Here is a 17580-nt window from a genome sequence, read left to right as displayed (position 1 = left end):
ACTCTCAAGGTCGTGTGATCAATACTTGGGCTGATGTCATCAACCGCGCTAACTTGGGTATGGAAGTAATGCACGAGCGCAATGCTCACAACTTCCCGCTTGATTTGGCTGCTGGTGAGACAACTCCTGTAGCTTTGGTTGCTCCTTCTATCAATGGCTAAGTTTTAGCTATCGATTAACAAAAAGCGCTCCTAGTAATAGGGGCGCTTTTTGTTTGGAGAAAAAAGATTTTTAAAGTTCTCCTTCTATTAAAAAACTAAGTGATATCAAATCGGCTTGAGTAGTTATCATTCAGAGTCCTGAAGGAACTGAAGAATCTCGCCCTTTCGGCAACGCGCTTACTTCGTTGCGCTTGACTCATGACAAGTAAGCGTTTTGAGTCAAGCGCTCGCCCGGACATGATATTAGCAACAGCTAATCCAAAAACAGAATATCCAGAACCCGGCAGCAGTTAAAGTGTTGCGTGGCTCTAACGCGCGATCGCATTTTAGGTTGAGTTAAGTTGATTTACTTAATAGCTGATCGCCCAATCTAAAAATAAAAGGTGAAAAATTAATTTTTCACCTTTTAACTCTCGATTTCGGATTACCCGCTACTGAACAAACTTCTTGAATGCCAGAGTCACGTTGTGGCCGCCAAATCCAAAGGAATTCGACAGCGCCACATCAACTTTTAGATCGCGGCTTGTATGAGGAACATAGTCCAAATCGCACTCTGGATCGGGATTTTCCAGGTTAATTGTCGGCGGGATTTTGTCATTGGCGATCGACATTACCGTCGCCACCGCCTCAATGCCCCCAGAACCGCCCAAAAGATGGCCGGTCATCGACTTGGTAGAACTAATTGCTACTTTGTAAGCATGGTCTCCCAAAGTCTTTTTAATCGCCTTGGTTTCCGTAGAATCGTTGGGAAGCGTACTCGTGCCGTGAGCGTTGATATAGCTCACTTGATCCGGCGTCAAACCCCCATCCTTGAGCGCTAAAGCCATTGCCCGTGACGCACCTTCCCCCCCCGGTACCGGAGAAGTCATGTGATACGCATCGCAAGTTGAACCGTAGCCGACGATTTCTGCGTAAATCTTCGCGCCACGCGCCAGAGCGTGTTCCATTTCTTCTAGAATCAGAATGCCAGCACCTTCGCCGACGACAAAACCATCACGATCGCGATCGAACGGACGAGAAGCATGAGTCGGGTCATCGTTGCGAGTCGAAAGCGCTCTTGCGGCAGCAAAACCCGCCACGCACAAAGGTGTCACCGCAGCTTCTGTACCGCCACAAATCATTGCTTGGGCGTAACCCCCCTGAACTAGGCGAAACGCATCGCCCACGGCATTTGACCCGGCCGCACAGGCCGTCACCGTGCAAGAGTTCGGTCCCTTAGCACCCGTTTGAATCGCCGTCAGCCCCGCGGCCATATTCGCAATCATCATGGGAATCATAAACGGGCTGCATCGATCGGGGCCGCGAGTCAGATAGATCTCTTGCTGCTCTTCCAAAACCTTCAGGCCACCAATGCCAGTGCCAAGAATGACACCCACCTGTTCTGCGTTCAGGTCGTTAATCTCAAACTTCGCATCAGCAATAGCTTGTTTACTCGCTGACACCCCAAATTGAGCAAAGCGATCCATCCGCTTTGCTTCCTTGCGCTCTAAATAGTCGTGTGGGTCGAAACCCTTCACCTCTGCGGCAAAGCGGCAGTCGTGCCGCGACGGGTCGAATAAGGTGATCGGGCCTATACCATTCTTCCCGGCAAGCAACCCGTCCCAATATTCGGACAAGGTATTGCCGATCGGTGTAATCGCGCCGAGACCCGTGATAACAACGCGCTTACGCTCTAAATTTGTCATGATTTCAGTTTCAAAAAATTAAACACCCAGAACGCAGAACAAAAGAGGAGTTTCCAGTTTTCTAACTTCTCTCCTCTTAGGGGAAAAGACAGGTATTTTATGCTTTTGGAGCTGCAAGTTTGCTGCTGATGAAATCTACAGAAGCCTGAACCGTAGTAATTCCTTCGGCTGCTTCGTCGGGAATTTCAATATCAAACTCTTCTTCCAAGGCCATGACCAGCTCTACTGTATCTAAGGAATCTGCTCCTAAATCATTAGCAAAGTTGGCTTCGGGCTTGACTTCGCTCTTATCGACTTCCAGTTGCTCTGCCACAATTTTCTGGACTCTAGCAAAAATGTCGTCTTGGCTCATAACATCGTGTCCTCATTGGTTGCTGCGTATCTAATCTTATCCGAAAGGGGGATCTGCAGGACAAAGACCGGCCGCTTTTCTAACTGACCCTTTGTGTAGGGAGTGGGCCCTGGGCATTAGGCATTGGTGTCAAGTTAAGGACTGTTGCGGGCGTGCGATCGCTTTTATGAATAGTCCTGGACGCATAAACTCTATTTGACGGTGTACACCCCACCTTAACCGCTACAAATAGTGTTGGAAAGCAATTTTTGCGTCCAGGACTGCCCATAAAAACTGGGATTACTGATCGCCACATTCATTACCATCAAGTCTTTTGGCCATCGATCCGATAAGATTCGATCGCTCCTCTAAGAATCTCCAGAGGTCGAAGCTTGCTACCGTGTGATAGGCAGCGACCATTATCTAGTCAAGATAGCCGTTACATCAATGGGTCATTTGGAGCAAATCGAGATTATTAGAGCTGTGTCAACTCTACTCGATGTCCATCTGGGTCTGCCACAACTGCACGTCGTCCCCAAGCTGAATCTGCAGGAGGTGAAACAATTGAAGCACCATGCTTTTTGAGTTCACTGACAACAGCATCTACAGAAGACACTTGAAATCCCAGCCGAGTTGCCGTCGTTGGTACTGTTCCAGCAGTACACGGATAAATCTCAAAGGTGGCACAGCCTACCTCACTAGCAAAATGCTCTAAACCATTGCCATGCTGATGTTTGATGAAATACAGACCCAGCCTTTGATAGAAGACAGTAGCTTGTTCAATGTTACCTGAGCGAATGACAACAAGATTCAGTTGGACTTTACTCATTGCTTTTATCCATTTCTGGACATGATTCATCGTGACGCAAGACTCGAACCATTTCTGCACCAGGATGTTTGAAAAACACATCAAACTCACTATTGGGCATTCTCAATCTTTCAGGAACGAGATAAGTCTGTATGGGTTATATTACCACTAACCCATGGCCAGGGAGCAAGGTAACGGTAATTTCACCACCGCGAAGGCATCCTAAAACTCGTGCTTGAACACGCACATAAAAGGATGGATTGTCTTCTAAATTTTGCATTACAAGATGCTTAACGATTACCTATGTTTCGCGATCGCCAATAGCTTCTCTGGACTCAACAACGGAGCCAACCATCTTTGCTTGCTTAATCTCGGCTGAAAAACGACAAATTTAATAGGCGCCATCTGTTCTGTCTAACGGTGTGCTTGAGGGGTTGTCAAAACCATTGCATCTACACCAGTGACTTTCGCCAAGGAGGCTCCAAGGGAATTGTTACACAGCTTAACATCAACTCTACTTATAAGATCAGAGATTGCACTTTGTCCATCAATTGTGGATGATTCCCCTCATTTCATGAATTTTCAGGAAGAAGCGCCTCAATATATGGGGCAATATAATTGCGACCTTTTTCGATATAGTACGTTGTAAACAGAGATTCAAACTCCTGTTTTACTAATTGAAGTGCAGCATTCAAACGTGGGCGACCGTATACTAAGAACTGAGCCGTCGAATAGGCATAGTATTCTTTTTCTTGGCCGGGTATATTTTTCTTAAATGCCTCTTGGTAAAGCTCACGTCCCTCACTAATCAATTGTTGAGTGGATGAAGTAAAATGAATAGACTCTCCCCTTGGAAAATCGATTTTTTTATCTTGAATAAATCCAATCACCTTCTTCATGCATTCACGGGTCTGTTCAACTGATAAGCATCCCTCATCTTTTCTTCTAAATCCCCATTGAATGCAACCATTTGTAACTTCAATAACTCGTAAAATGGCGAGGTTGTCAAGCTCTTTAGATTCAATTTTCTGCAACTCATGAATATGATGCTCGATCCGTTTACTAAATCCGTCGAAATCAGTTTCAAAATAGTCTTTTAGTTCTTTGATATGGGCTAACTTTTGCCAGTCGAACCTTATTGAGTTTAACATTATTGAATTCCCTCCAAATCATTCATGTTTAGGCAGTATGGGTGGCTAAGAACTACCTCAATCCGCTCAAAATCGTCATTTTTCTCCTAGCGATACTCAAGCGTTTTGAAATCTCGATCGTAGCTTGCCCGATCATCACAACTTCAAGAACGCCTTCTTTAAGTTGTGATTGAACTCCTCGGCAATACTTTTGTCATTTGGACCAGCTAAGAAGTAGCAATTCCCATCAAGGTAGGGAGAATAGTAGGAGAAATGAGTGGGTTGAAACCCCTCCTCCAGTAACTTTTGCCCTTGATCTTTGTGAGGAGCTTTGTAAACTGTGACGGTTGGGGGAAATTGTGCTTGACCCGACGGCATGATTTGACATCTTGGCTGAGATGAAAAGCAGTATCATAAACTACCGCTATGTCTGGAACCAGATGATTTTGCAACTACCGACAGCATTGAAGTACAGTCCCACTGATAACCCAGCAAGCTAACGCTTTAGTTCAGCCACCTTGGCTTATTTACTCTTGAATCATAACACTCTAATGGGTCGGCTGTAACGATGTGTTATGCTCGATCGCCTAACAATTACTTATGCTAGTGCGCTCGCCCTTCGCCTTTCCCAACTGACAAACTTAGTACCTCACTTTTGCTTGCCCCGCAGCGATCACAGATACATAACTTTGACGGTGCGATCGCTTCCTGTGTTTAGACGAACCATCAGCGATGCAATGTTTCCAAAAGCGCCTTAAGCAGATTAGCGCGATCGCCCCGCCAGCAACCTAAAAAATGCTGCCTCAACGATAATAATTGTCTAAAACTAAGTAAGGATATGGAGAACGGCAACGAAGCAGGAAGCATCCCAACTTCGATCGCACTCCTGTCTTGTCCCTTGCCTTGTGTCCCCAGCAGAAACGACTATGCCATCCCAAACTCTCAGATATGCTTACTTTCCCGGTTGCGTTGCCCAGGGGGCTGCCCGTGAACTTTACCTGTCTACCCAAGCGCTAACTCAAGCGTTGGGGATTGAACTGGTGGAACTCAAAAAAGCTTCCTGCTGCGGTTCTGGCACTTTCAAAGAAGATTCGCAGTTACTCGAAGATACTGTCAACGCTCGCAATATTGCTTTGGCTGAGGAACTAAATTTGCCTTTGCTGACGCATTGCAGCACTTGTCAAGGGGTAATCGGTCATGTGGACGATCGCCTCAAGGATTGCCAAAAAACAGATCCCAACTACGTAGATCAAGTTAACGGTTTACTCAAAAAACAAGGTTGTTCGCCTTATCAAGGCAGTACCGAGGTGAAACATCTGTTGTGGGCGATCGTTGCAGATTACGGGCTCGACGAGGTGCACAAGCGAGTCACCCGCAAGCTTTCGGGCTTGAAGTGCGCGTCTTTTTACGGATGCTACCTGCTGCGAGCTCAGGATAAGCTGCTTTACGATGACCCGCACCAACCCGAATCGATGGAAAATGTATTTCGGGCGATCGGGGCAACTCCGGTTTACTATCGAGGGCGGACACAGTGCTGCGGCTGGCCGTTGGCGAGTTATGCCACTAACCAATCTTTTCAGATGGCAGGCAAACATATTCAAGATGCTCTTGACAATGAGGCTGATTGTATGGTAACGCCTTGTCCGCTTTGTCATTTAAATTTGGATTCGCGACAGCCGGAGGTGGAAAAAGTAATCGGGCGCAAGTTGGGTTTGCCCGTGTTGCATTTGTCGCAATTGGTGGCTTTGGCTTTGGGTGTGGAGCCGAAAAAACTAGGACTCGATCGACATATTGTGTCAACTAAGCCCGTGTTAGAAAAATTAGGCTTTTAGTCGATCGATTTGCACAGATTTGTAGTAAAGATGTCTGTCCTTGATAACTCCGCTCTAACCACAGACGTGCTCAGTAGCAACGTACTTTGATAAGACTCCCAGCGTGAATAACTGTGAAGTTTTGTCGCTTTTTCGCGAAGTGCTTCCAGGCACTGCGGTAGACTAACCTTTAATTCTCTGTGCAGGCTATAGCGGTGGCACCTCGCCGTCAAATCTGTTAATTCGCAGAGGCAGCAAATTTTTAGTGACTCGTTGGGAGCCTTTATTCAATGTCTCATTCAGTCAAAATTTACGATACTTGCATCGGCTGCACTCAATGCGTCCGCGCTTGTCCGACTGACGTTTTGGAGATGGTGCCCTGGGATGGCTGCAAAGCAGCTCAGATTGCCTCATCTCCCCGCACCGAAGACTGTGTAGGCTGCAAGCGGTGCGAAACTGCTTGCCCCACCGATTTTCTGAGCATCCGGGTTTACCTGGGAGCAGAAACCACTCGCAGTATGGGTCTAGCCTACTAAATATCGATCGACACGCCGATCGAATTACGGGCAAAAAAGAGGGGGCGATTAAATTGCCCCCTCTTTTTTTGTCGCGGAATCTGCATTGTGGGGCCCGAAGAAGGTAAAAATGATAAAACTTGAGTTTTATTGCGATCGCTAAGCAGGAGTAGTACGTTAAATGTGCGGAATCGTTGGCTATATTGGCACGCAAGCAGCAAGCGAGATTTTGCTAGCAGGATTGGAGAAACTAGAATACCGGGGCTACGATTCAGCGGGCCTCGCTACCATCTCCGAAGGAGAAATTACCTGCATCCGAGCAAAGGGGAAATTGCACAGCCTCCGGGAAAAGCTAGCAGAGATTGACTCTCTGGCTCCCATCGGCATCGGACACACCCGCTGGGCAACTCACGGCAAACCAGAAGAATATAACGCTCACCCTCACATGGATAATAGCGGGCGAATTGCGGTAGTTCAAAATGGAATTGTCGAAAATTATCGCGAGTTGCGGAAAGAATTGAAAGCGAAGGGACATAAATTTGTCTCGGATACGGATACAGAAGTTATTCCTCATTTAATAGCTGAATTTTTGAAAGAAGCAAGAAGGGAGAAGGAAGAAGAAAAAGATAAAAAAACCGAGAAAATAGCTGATTTATCGTTTTTGGAAACTGTTTTAAAGGCGGTAAATAAATTAGAAGGAGCTTTTGCGATCGCCGTTATCTGTGCAGATTTTCCCGAGGAAATAATTGTCGCCAGACAGCAAGCTCCTTTGGTAATTGGCTTTGGTGCAGGCGAATTTTTCTGCGCTTCCGACACGCCGGCCTTAGTATCTAACACCCGCACTGTTTTGTCCTTGGAAAATGGCGAATTGGCAAGGCTAACTCCGATGGGAGTCGAAGTTTACAGCTTTGCAGGAGAAAGGCTGAAAAAAAGCCCCCGCATCCTTGGTTGGAGTCCGGTTTTAGTCGAAAAACAAGGCTTCAAACACTTCATGCACAAGGAGATTTACGAACAGCCCGCCGTAGTCAGAGCGTGTTTGGAGGCTTATTTAGACAGCGAGTGGCAGCCCGGAAATCCGCGCTCTCCCATCAATCTCAACTTGCCCAAGGAACTTTGCGCCGATGTCGAACAAATTTCAATTTTTGCCTGCGGAACGAGCTGGCACGCTTCGCTAATTGGCAAATATTTGTTGGAACAATTAGCTAATATTCCCACTGCCGTGCAGTACGCTTCTGAATACCGCTACGCGCCCGCACCGCTGACAGCAAATACTTTAACTATTGGGGTAACACAGTCGGGAGAAACGGCGGACACACTGGCTGCTTTGGGGATGGAACAGCAGCGTCGCGCGGGTTTTACCGATAAATTTCGGGCGAGAATGTTAGGCATTACTAACAGAACCGAAAGTTCGATCGCCCACATGATGCCGCAGGTAATCAACACCCATGCTGGTATAGAAGTGGGCGTTGCTGCGACTAAAACTTTTGTCACTCAGTTGATGGCATTCTATTTCTTAGCTTTGGATTTGGCGCACCAGCGGCAAACAATCAGCACGGATAGATTGGCAGAAATTATTGCTGGTTTGCGCCAGTTGCCGGCAGAAATTGAGAAGTTTTTGGAGATTCAAGAACAGTATGTGGAGGAATTGTCTCACCAGTTTACAGACACCCAAGATTTTATCTTTTTGGGGCGGGGAATTAACTTTCCGATTGCTTTGGAAGGGGCGCTGAAACTGAAGGAAATTAGCTATATTCACGCCGAAGGATATCCCGCCGGAGAGATGAAACACGGCCCGATCGCCCTTTTGGATGCGAAAGTGCCTGTAGTGGCGATCGCCATGCCCGGTAGCGTCTACGAAAAGGTGCTTTCCAACGCTCAAGAAGCGAAGGCGCGTGACGCCCGTTTAATTGGCGTTACGCCGAAGCAAGGTGTGGCGGAAGCCGATATTTTTGACCACATTTTGCCGGTGCCTTTGGTGGATGAATTGTTGTCGCCGATTGTGACAGTAGTTCCGCTGCAATTATTGGCTTATCACATTGCGGCGCGTCGGGGTTTGGATGTGGATCAGCCACGAAATTTGGCGAAGTCGGTGACGGTAGAATAAAAGAATTCAGTTGGCAGTTGGCAGTTGTATTTTGAAAATAAAGTTGTACACTATCTTGAAAGCCTTGCCAAGTAAGGATTTCGATCACGGGTGTACAACTTTAAACTTAGAATGCTGTACGACACATCAATGCTTTCGAGCATTTTCAGTGTACAACTTTATTTTGCGTTCACAGCAGTTGGCAGTTGACTGCTGACTGTTGACTGTTAGGAGTTGTTATTGGTTATTGGTTATTTGTTATCAATAACCTTCCAGACTATGCCTCCAATGCGCGATCGCCTATTTCCTCTGGCTGACCCCGCAAATTGCGGCTAACAGCAACCAGCTTGTAGTATTGAGTCGGAAATCAAACAGCGTCACGTCTACAGTGTTAAAAAGCGTACAAGCGGCGAAGGCTAATAAATAACTGAAAAAAATTAGGCGCTCGCTCGCTCTTACATCTTGATAAGCAACCTGGTTTGTGATATGAACTAGAGATTTTTGAGGGAGAAATAAAGTATTTTTCGCTACTTCCTCTGTTGTTATTTTCTCATGTTTAATATCCCTAGGAAAAAGCTGCCAATTCGCCAGCAGCAAAACACCCCTAGCCAAAACCCAGCCAACTAAACCAAACAACAAAACCGTTGCGGGTATGCCCGTTTCCGCAGTCAACATCAGTATCAAACTGTGAGGATGACCGAGCCATTCTTGCATCTGAGCTTGATAGAGAGGCGTAAAATTTCGCAATCCCCAACCAGTCCAAGGACGCTGCTGAGTCATAGACCAAGCAAATTCCCACTGAGTTTTTCTCAAAGTAGCAGTCGGCCGATTTGGGAACATCTCGTCGGTGAGTCTAGCCCAAAAGAAAGCCGGAACAATTCTTCGTAAAGATTGCCGCAGTGGTGCCGGGCCAAAGGCAGACAAAAAAATTGTGCTAGCCACACTCACAACCGCAGCTAATAATTTTTTATAACCCGCATAAAATGCAAAAGCCAAAACTGCCAAAACTGCCAGCCCCCAAGCATTGCGAGAATTAGTAAAAATCAAAGCAACAGCATTTCCGATCACTGCACAACTTAAAAATAGGAATCGGAAATTGGGAATCGGAAATTGGGAATCGGGAATCAGCGGTTCATTAATAGTTTCCTTTTTTCCTATTTCCTCTTCCCTCCAAATCGAGCTGGTAAATCCGTTAAATCCCTTACCTTGCTTGTTGCCAAACCCTTCTTCCATCCACAGTCCCAGTGCTAAAATAAAAGCAATTGTCAGATAGCAAGCTAAAATATTAGCGTACATAAATACAGAAGCCATGCGGCCGGGGGGATTGCCTTTGGGTTCGAGTACCCAGCCAAAAACAGGCTGCAATTGATCTATTCCGCTCCAACCTAAAAATTGCTGTCCCAGGCCTAAAATTATCACTGGAATTGAACTAACTACAATCATCCAAGACAATTGCCGCAATTGAGGCAGAGTTTGAATTAAACTGCTGAAAGTGGCAAACAATATAAAGAACGGCAAGAAATTGTACAACCCTATAAAAGCCTCAATGCGGTTGTGGGCAAAAACGGCTGTGATGACTAGCAGCGCGCTCAGAATTGCGAATCCTCGATTCAACGGGCGGCGACTAATTTGACGGAACTTTTGCTTGCAAGTGCCGGCCAATCCCAGGAATAAACCTAAAGCTCCCAAAATCGGAATTAAGGGAAAAATCAGCATCCCTACTTGGACGAAATTCCAAGGGATTTGCAGGCGGGGATCTGGATGTTTTTGGAGGCGAGACTTGAGATTTGCGACGGTCTGTTTGGCAGCTAATTTCAACCGATTTTTGATATTCACCCACACTCCCAATCTCAAATCTAAAATCTACAATCTACCATCGTTAAGCTAGTTCCCAAACGCATTCCGATCGCGTCAGGCGTATTTGAGCTAAGGCAAAAATGGTCGGGATAATGCGGCCGTAGTTCGTGGAAATCGATCGCCAACCCAAATCCGCTAAAAACCAAGTCCACATCACCGGGCCGACCAACGAAAATACGCTCCGCGTTGCACCGTAACGAGCCGCACTCACCGCCATACCACGCCGCGCCGTCTGAATTGCGACATAATTTTGAAACTGGGTTGCTGCCGTTGCAGTGCCTGCAAGCACTCCTTGTTTTGCCATTTGATAGGTGGCAAAATGCAGCGCAAATTGATTGGCCATGAGTTTGAGCAGCATTGGTTTTAAGATGGAACTAACAGCTAAAGCGCTCCCACCTTTGAACAGCAAACCGAGCGGGTCTTTTTCAGCAGAAATTGGCAGGGGTTCTGAGAGTTTAGAATCAACGATCGCTCGCTGTACGCGCACTGTCAGCGCTTGCTGTTCATCTGCGGGTAAACGCTTCCACGCGCGGCCCATTAAGTGCAGAAATACTTCTGCCTCTAAGTCGGTGGTTGACAACTGTCTGGGATAAGGGATTTTGAGATAGCGACAAACTTGAATTAGTGCTTGTCTGTAAGTTACTTGTTGGGTGCGCCCTCTGAGTACCGTCAACCCGTCGGCTGCAAGATAGCGAAACCGCTGTTCTACGGCGTCGAGCCATGCTTCGCGATCGCGACTTTGTACATCTATCGGTGCGGGGGTTTGCACGTAATCTAAAGGGTTAAACTTGCGGCTGAACAGAAGTTCTGTTAGTTGCTGCAATTCTTCTTCTGTTGTCAATTCGAGTGCTGCTCTGAGTTCGTCCAAAATTTTGCCCTCCCCTATTCGATTTTAGATTTTAGATTTTAGATTTTAGATTGCTGCTGATTGACAACCATGAGGATTTAGGATTTACCTACAGTGGCATTTTTTTATCTGGTCTTAATCATGGATTCGTGCTGTCCTTTATTCTACTACTTGGTGCAGGGCGATGGCGTCGGGCCCGGCAAGCTACGGCTTTTTTGAGTCATCGGTAAGGTACAAATTCAGCTCGCAGCCTTTAAGCTGATGTTTAGATTCACAAGGCTGACTGATTGATTATGTTCGATGTTGCGGTGATTGGTGCGGGTATGGCGGGGCTGAGTTGCGCTCAACGGTTGCGTCAAGCTGGTTATTCTGTGGCTGTTGTTGAGAAATCTCGCGGCGCGGGGGGACGTGTTGCTACCCGCCGCGTACAGGGTACTAGGGCCGATCACGGGGCGCGGTATCTGGAACCGCAGGGGGATGCGGTGCAGGGGTTAATTGAGGCTTTGGTCGATCGGGATATCCTCAAACTCTGGACTGATACTGTCTGGGAATTCAGACAGGGAAAACTTTCTGCTATTGCTAGTTCTTGTTATGTCGCACCTGCGGGTATGAATGCGATCGGTAAGTATCTGGCGGAGGATGTAGAAATTTGGTTTGGCCGCCGCGTACAAGCTATTTCTACTACAGATAACCAAATGTGGCATCTTTCCCTAGAAGTCACTGACAGCAATTTAGAGATACCTCAAGAATTGATTGCTAAGGCTGTGGTTGTGGCAATTCCTGCACCTCAAGCTTTAATGTTTTTGGATGCGGAAATCGGTTTGAAATCTGATTTTATTGACAAATTGCGTTCTGTAGAGTACGACCCTTGCATTACCGTTATGGCTGGCTATCCTGCGGCCAAACAGCAAGATTTGAGCAATCTAAATCCGCAGTGGAAATCTGTTTCTTTCCCCGATAATTCTGATTTAGCTTGGGTTGGTTTGGACAGCAGCAAACGGATCGAGCCGCAGCAGCCGGTGTTTGTGGTTCACAGCAGCGCAAATTTTGCAGAACGCTATTTAGAAGCTGCTGATTTGGATACTGTCGGTCAAGAATTGCTCGATCGCGCTTCTGAATATTTAATCCCTTGGCTCAAAGAGCCGGAATGGTTGCAGGTTCACCGCTGGCGGTATGCTTTTTGTCGAAATCCTTTGCCTGTTTCTTGTTTGGCGGCTGGGGGGAATTTGCCGCTGGTTTGTGCGGGGGATTTGTGCGGGGAAGGTCAAATAGAGGGGGCTTTGCGATCGGGTTTGGCGGCGGCTAATTGGGTGAATTCTCAGTTGCAGGATTTGCCGTTAGATTCCAGCCTAAATTGGTAATATGGCTAAAATTAATGTATCGATTTTGCCTCTAACGCTATGATTGCCATCCCGTCTGGGTGTAGCCCCGAAGATTACCTTGCCCTCGAACGTGATAATACTGTCCGGCATGAATATCGGCGCGGTTTGCTGTAAACGATGGCGGGAGGTAGCGATGACCGCAGCCGTCTCTGTATTAATTTTATAACTGCGATTAACCTTCACCTGCGCTATATAGTTATGAAAAAGCAACCTAACGACTTACAAAAAAATGGAAAAATGGTGTAATATCCCACTTTTCCAAATTTTTATTTTTGTGCTGTTTCCTGGTGTTGTAAGTCTTGTTCTTGCATCTGCAATAACTCGGGAACTGTTACAAAACTGTACCCTTCCTTTCTCAATCGAGCAATAATATCAGGTAAAGCTTTGACAGTTCTTGCTCGATTGCCGCCGCCGTCGTGCATCAGCACAATGCCGCCGGAATTTGCCTGCCTCATCACGTTGTCTATCAAAGATTCCGTAAGGGTGCGCCAATCAAAAGAATCAGCAGACCACATCACAACTGCATAATTTTTCTTTTGAGCGTAAGCTGTCAATCCATTGTTTAAAATGCCTCCTGGCGGGCGGAACATCGATGTTTGGATGCCGGTCAAGTCCTCAATTAATGATGAAGTGCGATCGATCTCGCGAGCGGCACCGTCTTCGTTATACTGAAGGTATTCATGGTTCCAAGTGTGGTTGCCGATCGCGTGACCGGCTGCTGCGACCTGTTGGCCAATTTCGGGAGAATTTTTCAGGTATTTTCCTACCCAGAAGAATGTAGCCTTAATATTATTTTCCTTGAGAATATCTAGGATTTGTGTAGTTGTTTTCGGCCAGGGGCCGTCGTCAAATGTCAGGGCGATCGCCTTGTGCTGGGAGTCGAGTTTCGCGTGACTAATGGTTGTACCTTGAAACTGATCCGGTACGGCTGATTGAAATCGGATTGCCTGCACTTGGGCTAGAGCCTGTTGGGAAAATTCTACTCGATTGGCGATCGCCTTGGAGAACTTATTAATAGTGGACATCGGCTGTTGTTCTTGGGACTGGGATACGGCCAAGACTTGCGCCTGAATCGGTTGCAAGGGCTGATTTGCCCGGAAGTTAATTGGCCATGTCACACCCAGCAAAAAACTTCCTGTTGCTGCCATCAAAGCAACGATTAAAGTTTTTCGCCGCCTCCACAGCCGTTTCAATTTTGTCACGTCATTGTCTCCTTCACACCTTGCACAGTTAATTTGAGATTTTATGTTGATATCAAGTTAATCCACTTAAGAGGATAATCTTAAATTGGACTGTTCCTAAAAATGCTACTGGAAATAACCGATCGTGGGGAAGTCCGTCCGGATAAAAAAAAATTAAGATTTGTGTGCCACAAATCCCCTAACCGATAAAAACGTGGGATGGGTGAACTTTTTTCCCACCCAAGGGACGGCGCTCAAGTCGGATTCATGGCACGATATTCTTAGGGACTCAGCCCGCGTCCCTGCCTGACACTGCAAGATGTGAGTTTAACCTGAGATGTTGCACTATTGTTAATAAGCCTTTCAAGGGCGGGTTAGAAGATTCCACCCCACAATAAAATTTAGTCTTTGTGGGATAGAGCAGAAAGCCTATTAAGCGAAAATAGTGCAAGATGTGAGTTTAACTGGATTTGATATGAGGGCGATCGCGCGCCCCCAGGGTCGTAAAATTAACTTTTAGGGCCGATTCTCTCTCTGTACAAGCCGACAATCCGATCGATAACTTCAGCAACAGTCAGATTGTCTGTTTGAATTTCCACAGCATCCGCCGCTTTACGCAAAGGTGCAACCGCGCGGGTGCTGTCCTTTTCGTCCCGCAGGGCGATGTCTTGTTCCAATTGGGCCAAGCTAATATTAGCCCGATCGGTATCTTTAAGTTCTAACAGCCGCCTGCGCGATCGCTCTTGTACCGAAGCTGTCAAAAAAATCTTCAGTTCCGCATCGGGAAACACGTTAGTGCCGATATCGCGCCCTTCTGCTATAATTCCGCCTTTTGTGCCGCAGCGCCGCTGTTCCTCCACCAGAAACTGCCGCACGGCGGGAACTGCCGCCATTTCCGAGACGCGGGATGTCACTTCCAAACTGCGAATTGCCTCGGTTACGTCTTCGCCGTTAATCTTCAGCATCTTTGACGCGGGATCGAGGTTGTATTCCAAATAACTGGAACTGATTAATTCGGCGATCGCACATTCGTCGGAAATCGGCGTGTCTGTTTTCAATGCCAGCCAAGTCAGCGCCCGGTACATCGCGCCGGTATCCAGATAAAACAAGTTCAAAGCAGTTGCGGCAAGGCGAGTTACTGTAGATTTGCCTGCTCCCGCCGGGCCGTCGATCGCCACAATGGGTCGGCGATTCCTGAGAATTATATTGTCAATCAAACGAGTAGAGCCAACTCTGGCCGCCACGGCTAAAAGTCCCGCTGTTTCCACAGCCTGCAACGGCGTCAAAGTGTCGGGATCGACGAGTTCGGCGTATTCGAGCTTTACTGCGGGTTCTTCTGCGACTGCTGCGCGGGCGGCAGCGAGTGCGGCTGCTGCGGTGCGGTCGCCTGAAGAAAAAGTTTCCGAGGCTTGTTGCAGCGCGCGGTAGAGTACGGAGGCTTGCTGTTTTTGCTCTGCTGTTAAATACTGATTGCGAGAACTCATTGCCAGTCCCGACTCTTCGCGGACGATCGGACAAGCGACAATCTCTACAGGCAAGTTAAAATCAAAGACCAGCTTCCGAATAATTGCTAGCTGCTGGGCGTCTTTTTGACCGAAATAAGCTTTTGTCGGCTGCACCAAACTCAAGAGTTTAGTAACAATGGCCGCGACGCCCTGAAAATGACCCGGCCTTGCTTTGCCACACAAAACCGATGTCATCGCCGGTGGCGGCACTACTTGAGTTAAGGATGAAAGGTGAATCTCTATGTGTTTTTCGGCGGTTTGCTCTGTTTCTGTGCCGACTGCTTGAGGGCCGAACATTTCCGTTGCTGAGGGAGCAAATATGGCATCAACCCCAGCTTGTTCGCACAACAGTCGGTCTTGCTCGAAATTCCGAGGATAATCTTGAAAATCTTCTGTCGGTCCAAATTGCAGCGGGTTGACAAAAATGCTGACCAGGGCGATCGCATTTTCTTGCCTTGCCCGCTGGATCAAGCTCAGATGCCCTGCGTGCAAAGCTCCCATCGTCGGCACCAAACCGACTGTCAAATGAGGTGCAGCAGACTTTTGTAAATTTAAGTAGCAGCGAAGTGCTGCAATGGTAGTAAACAGGCGCACCGGTAGAATCTCCTGAAGGCATTCGGCAGAATGCAGAGTTTATTTGTGAGAATTTGTTCGACATGACATCTTGCATCATCCTCAAGAACAGGTAATATGCCTCTTCTACGAAGAATGGTGCAAGATGTCAGTTTTATTCTACTTTCTGCCTTCTACACTTCGGATAACTTTTGTATTCTGCCTTAGACTACCGTTCAGCGTTCAACTTTTGTTTGCTGCGGCGGTTCGATCACTTGGATTTCCACTCTCGCAACGCCACTGCTGATCATTCCCAGTACGCTGGCGGCGCCGGCGGACAAGTCAATGAGCCGATCGCCCACATAGGGGCCTCGGTCGTTAATGCGGACGACCACAGTGCGGCCGTTGTCGAGATTTCTCACCATGACTCTCGTTCCAAAAGGCAAATTTGGGTGGGCTGCGGTCATATCATTTTGGTTGAAACGCTCGCCGCTGGCGCTGAGGTTGCCGTTAAATCCTGGGCCGTACCAGGAAGCCCAGCCGCTGAGGCGCACTTGAACTGGGCCCATAGACAGCACGGAGCGTTCTGGTTGGGGTTTGCCTGCGACTTCTTCCAGGGGTGGGGCGTTGCCCATAAGCCGGCGGAGGCGATTGGTTGCTTGCAGGGCGTCTCGGCTAAAGTTGCTGGTGGTGTCGGGGAGGATGGTTTCGGCGTTGATGTTTACCAAGTCCTCGCCGTTTGCCTGGATAATGTAGCGATCGCCTTTTTCCCACTTAACGGTAATGCTGTTGGGATCGATGTTGTTGCGGGCTAGCTGATTGAGTCTTGCTGCTAAGCTTGATGCCCGCCAAACTGGATCGGGTTCTTGGTTGCTAGAGTTGCTGGCAATGTTTCCAACTTTGGGATTTTCTCTGGAGCCCGCTACTTTTGACGGACTGCTAGCACCGGCTTGGCTGTTGCCAGTTTCTCCCAAAGGCGTGTTTGTTTCCGGATTCGCGTTCAGAAAGGTGATGACTGGAATGTTTCGCACGTAGACTGTCGCTGCTTGTCGCCCGCCTAAGTCGTGGGGCTGAATTTTGGCGATCGAGTCTCGGGCAATTTCAGCTCTTGCTTGATACTGATACTGTCCGACTTTTTGCGCTTCGACCCGACTTGCGTTTAACTGCCGGGACGGTTGGGTGGCAATTACTTGCTCGGAAACCTGAGAGTTTTGGTTGTCGGCACCTGTTGCTTGTGCGTGACAAGAGGATGCCGTTCCTACCACAGGAACTAACAGGACAGCGAGTAGACCACCAACAAATTTTTCCTTCATACGTCCATTTTTGTGAATAGCCATTGCCAACCGAGATTGGAGGATTGGCCATTTGGCGGCGGGCGTCAAGGATTTCTCTCTTGCCCTTCGCCGTTCCCCCGCGAGTCAAAGCAAAGTATAGGGGTGCGTTTTTGCTTTAATGCTTCCACCACAAAAAAAATTGGCGGAAACTTCCCTGACACTTGACAACTCGTACTCGATCCGCAATTTGTGTTTTGTTCACGAACTGCAACAGACTACCACAAACTTTTGCGGTTGGGGATCGCTGCGATCGCGATTTTCACCAAATCTTCATCAAATTTTCTCAAAACCCTCTATCATAAAATCCTTTAGTTCCAGTGCTTACAGCCGTTTCAGTTATTCCAGAAAATTTTACAAAAATTAACAAAAATTTATTGTCTTTTGTGGGCTGCCGAATG

At 47.5% G+C, this 17580-nt stretch carries 14 protein-coding genes and 1 pseudogene; 6 read left to right on the top strand and 9 right to left on the bottom strand.

What is annotated here, in order from left to right; translation table 11 throughout:
* Positions 1–161: pseudogene (locus NDI35_RS21415) on the top strand (photosystem II q(b) protein); the annotation flags it as partial.
* A 431-nt stretch (positions 162–592) separates the two neighbouring features.
* Here the strand turns inward: NDI35_RS21415 and fabF are convergent.
* The 4 genes from fabF to NDI35_RS21395 form a co-directional block, all read right to left on the bottom strand.
* A complete protein-coding gene (gene fabF / locus NDI35_RS21410) occupies positions 593–1846 on the bottom strand; it encodes a beta-ketoacyl-ACP synthase II (protein WP_445314488.1) in 1254 nt (417 codons plus the stop codon).
* Between the two features lie 97 nt (positions 1847–1943).
* Positions 1944–2198, bottom strand: a complete 255-nt coding sequence (gene acpP, locus NDI35_RS21405) for an acyl carrier protein (RefSeq protein ID WP_006633716.1) — start codon at positions 2196–2198, stop codon at positions 1944–1946.
* A gap of 454 nt (positions 2199–2652) precedes the next feature.
* On the bottom strand, positions 2653–3006 hold the full coding sequence (locus tag NDI35_RS21400; RefSeq protein ID WP_445314487.1) for a VOC family protein: 354 nt from the start codon (positions 3004–3006) through the stop codon (positions 2653–2655).
* Positions 3007–3557: 551 nt separating this feature from the next.
* Complete coding sequence (locus NDI35_RS21395) at positions 3558–4136, bottom strand: hypothetical protein (RefSeq protein WP_445314486.1); 579 nt, start codon at positions 4134–4136, stop codon at positions 3558–3560.
* Positions 4137–4690: 554 nt separating this feature from the next.
* Here NDI35_RS21395 and NDI35_RS21390 point away from each other — a divergent pair.
* The 4 genes from NDI35_RS21390 (at position 4691) to glmS (ending at position 8545) form a co-directional block, all read left to right on the top strand.
* On the top strand, positions 4691–4873 hold the full coding sequence (locus NDI35_RS21390) for a hypothetical protein (RefSeq protein WP_445314485.1): 183 nt from the start codon (positions 4691–4693) through the stop codon (positions 4871–4873).
* A gap of 168 nt (positions 4874–5041) precedes the next feature.
* Positions 5042–5947, top strand: coding sequence for a CoB--CoM heterodisulfide reductase iron-sulfur subunit B family protein (locus NDI35_RS21385; RefSeq protein WP_445314484.1), 906 nt, complete (start codon positions 5042–5044; stop codon positions 5945–5947).
* 269 nt (positions 5948–6216) lie between these two features.
* Positions 6217–6462, top strand: a complete 246-nt coding sequence (gene psaC / locus NDI35_RS21380; RefSeq protein WP_015175986.1) for a photosystem I iron-sulfur center protein PsaC — start codon at positions 6217–6219, stop codon at positions 6460–6462.
* Positions 6463–6622: 160 nt separating this feature from the next.
* Positions 6623–8545 (top strand): glutamine--fructose-6-phosphate transaminase (isomerizing), encoded by a 1923-nt coding sequence (glmS, locus tag NDI35_RS21375; protein ID WP_445314483.1) that lies wholly within the window; start codon positions 6623–6625, stop codon positions 8543–8545.
* Positions 8546–8824: 279 nt separating this feature from the next.
* Here the strand turns inward: glmS and NDI35_RS21370 are convergent, their stop codons facing one another.
* Entirely contained in the window at positions 8825–10360 is a 1536-nt protein-coding gene (locus tag NDI35_RS21370; protein ID WP_445314482.1) for an O-antigen ligase family protein, read from the bottom strand.
* Between the two features lie 43 nt (positions 10361–10403).
* Positions 10404–11249, bottom strand: coding sequence for a YaaW family protein (locus tag NDI35_RS21365; protein ID WP_333218159.1), 846 nt, complete (start codon positions 11247–11249; stop codon positions 10404–10406).
* Between the two features lie 272 nt (positions 11250–11521).
* On the opposite strand from NDI35_RS21365, the gene NDI35_RS21360 reads away from it, so the two are divergent.
* Positions 11522–12589 (top strand): NAD(P)/FAD-dependent oxidoreductase, encoded by a 1068-nt coding sequence (locus NDI35_RS21360; RefSeq protein WP_445314481.1) that lies wholly within the window; start codon positions 11522–11524, stop codon positions 12587–12589.
* A 287-nt stretch (positions 12590–12876) separates the two neighbouring features.
* Here NDI35_RS21360 and NDI35_RS21355 read toward each other — a convergent pair whose 3' ends face one another.
* The 3 genes from NDI35_RS21355 to NDI35_RS21345 form a co-directional block, all read right to left on the bottom strand.
* Entirely contained in the window at positions 12877–13812 is a 936-nt protein-coding gene (locus NDI35_RS21355; protein ID WP_445314480.1) for a polysaccharide deacetylase family protein, read from the bottom strand.
* Positions 13813–14300: 488 nt separating this feature from the next.
* Positions 14301–15890, bottom strand: coding sequence for a bifunctional pantoate--beta-alanine ligase/(d)CMP kinase (locus tag NDI35_RS21350; protein WP_445314479.1), 1590 nt, complete (start codon positions 15888–15890; stop codon positions 14301–14303).
* Positions 15891–16084: 194 nt separating this feature from the next.
* Positions 16085–17185, bottom strand: a complete 1101-nt coding sequence (locus tag NDI35_RS21345) for a septal ring lytic transglycosylase RlpA family protein (RefSeq protein ID WP_445314478.1) — start codon at positions 17183–17185, stop codon at positions 16085–16087.
* Positions 17186–17580 lie beyond the last annotated feature (395 nt).

It is taken from the genome of Microcoleus vaginatus FACHB-2002 (genome assembly GCF_040004035.1).
Taxonomy (GTDB): domain Bacteria; phylum Cyanobacteriota; class Cyanobacteriia; order Cyanobacteriales; family Microcoleaceae; genus Microcoleus; species Microcoleus vaginatus_C.
Note: the sequence above shows the minus strand (reverse complement) of the source record. Positions and strands in the feature narration are given on the sequence as shown.

Excerpts from the sequence above, each read along its gene's own strand:
- fabF (WP_445314488.1), bottom strand. The coding sequence starts at position 1,846 with ATGACAAATTTAGAGCGTAAGCGCGTTGTTATCACGGGTCTCGGCGCG.
- acpP (WP_006633716.1), bottom strand. The coding sequence starts at position 2,198 with ATGAGCCAAGACGACATTTTTGCTAGAGTCCAGAAAATTGTGGCAGAG.
- NDI35_RS21400 (WP_445314487.1), bottom strand. The coding sequence starts at position 3,006 with ATGAGTAAAGTCCAACTGAATCTTGTTGTCATTCGCTCAGGTAACATT.
- NDI35_RS21395 (WP_445314486.1), bottom strand. The coding sequence starts at position 4,136 with ATGTTAAACTCAATAAGGTTCGACTGGCAAAAGTTAGCCCATATCAAA.
- NDI35_RS21390 (WP_445314485.1), top strand. The coding sequence starts at position 4,691 with ATGCTCGATCGCCTAACAATTACTTATGCTAGTGCGCTCGCCCTTCGC.
- NDI35_RS21385 (WP_445314484.1), top strand. The coding sequence starts at position 5,042 with ATGCCATCCCAAACTCTCAGATATGCTTACTTTCCCGGTTGCGTTGCC.
- psaC (WP_015175986.1), top strand. The coding sequence starts at position 6,217 with ATGTCTCATTCAGTCAAAATTTACGATACTTGCATCGGCTGCACTCAA.
- glmS (WP_445314483.1), top strand. The coding sequence starts at position 6,623 with ATGTGCGGAATCGTTGGCTATATTGGCACGCAAGCAGCAAGCGAGATT.
- NDI35_RS21360 (WP_445314481.1), top strand. The coding sequence starts at position 11,522 with ATGTTCGATGTTGCGGTGATTGGTGCGGGTATGGCGGGGCTGAGTTGC.
- NDI35_RS21345 (WP_445314478.1), bottom strand. The coding sequence starts at position 17,185 with ATGGCTATTCACAAAAATGGACGTATGAAGGAAAAATTTGTTGGTGGT.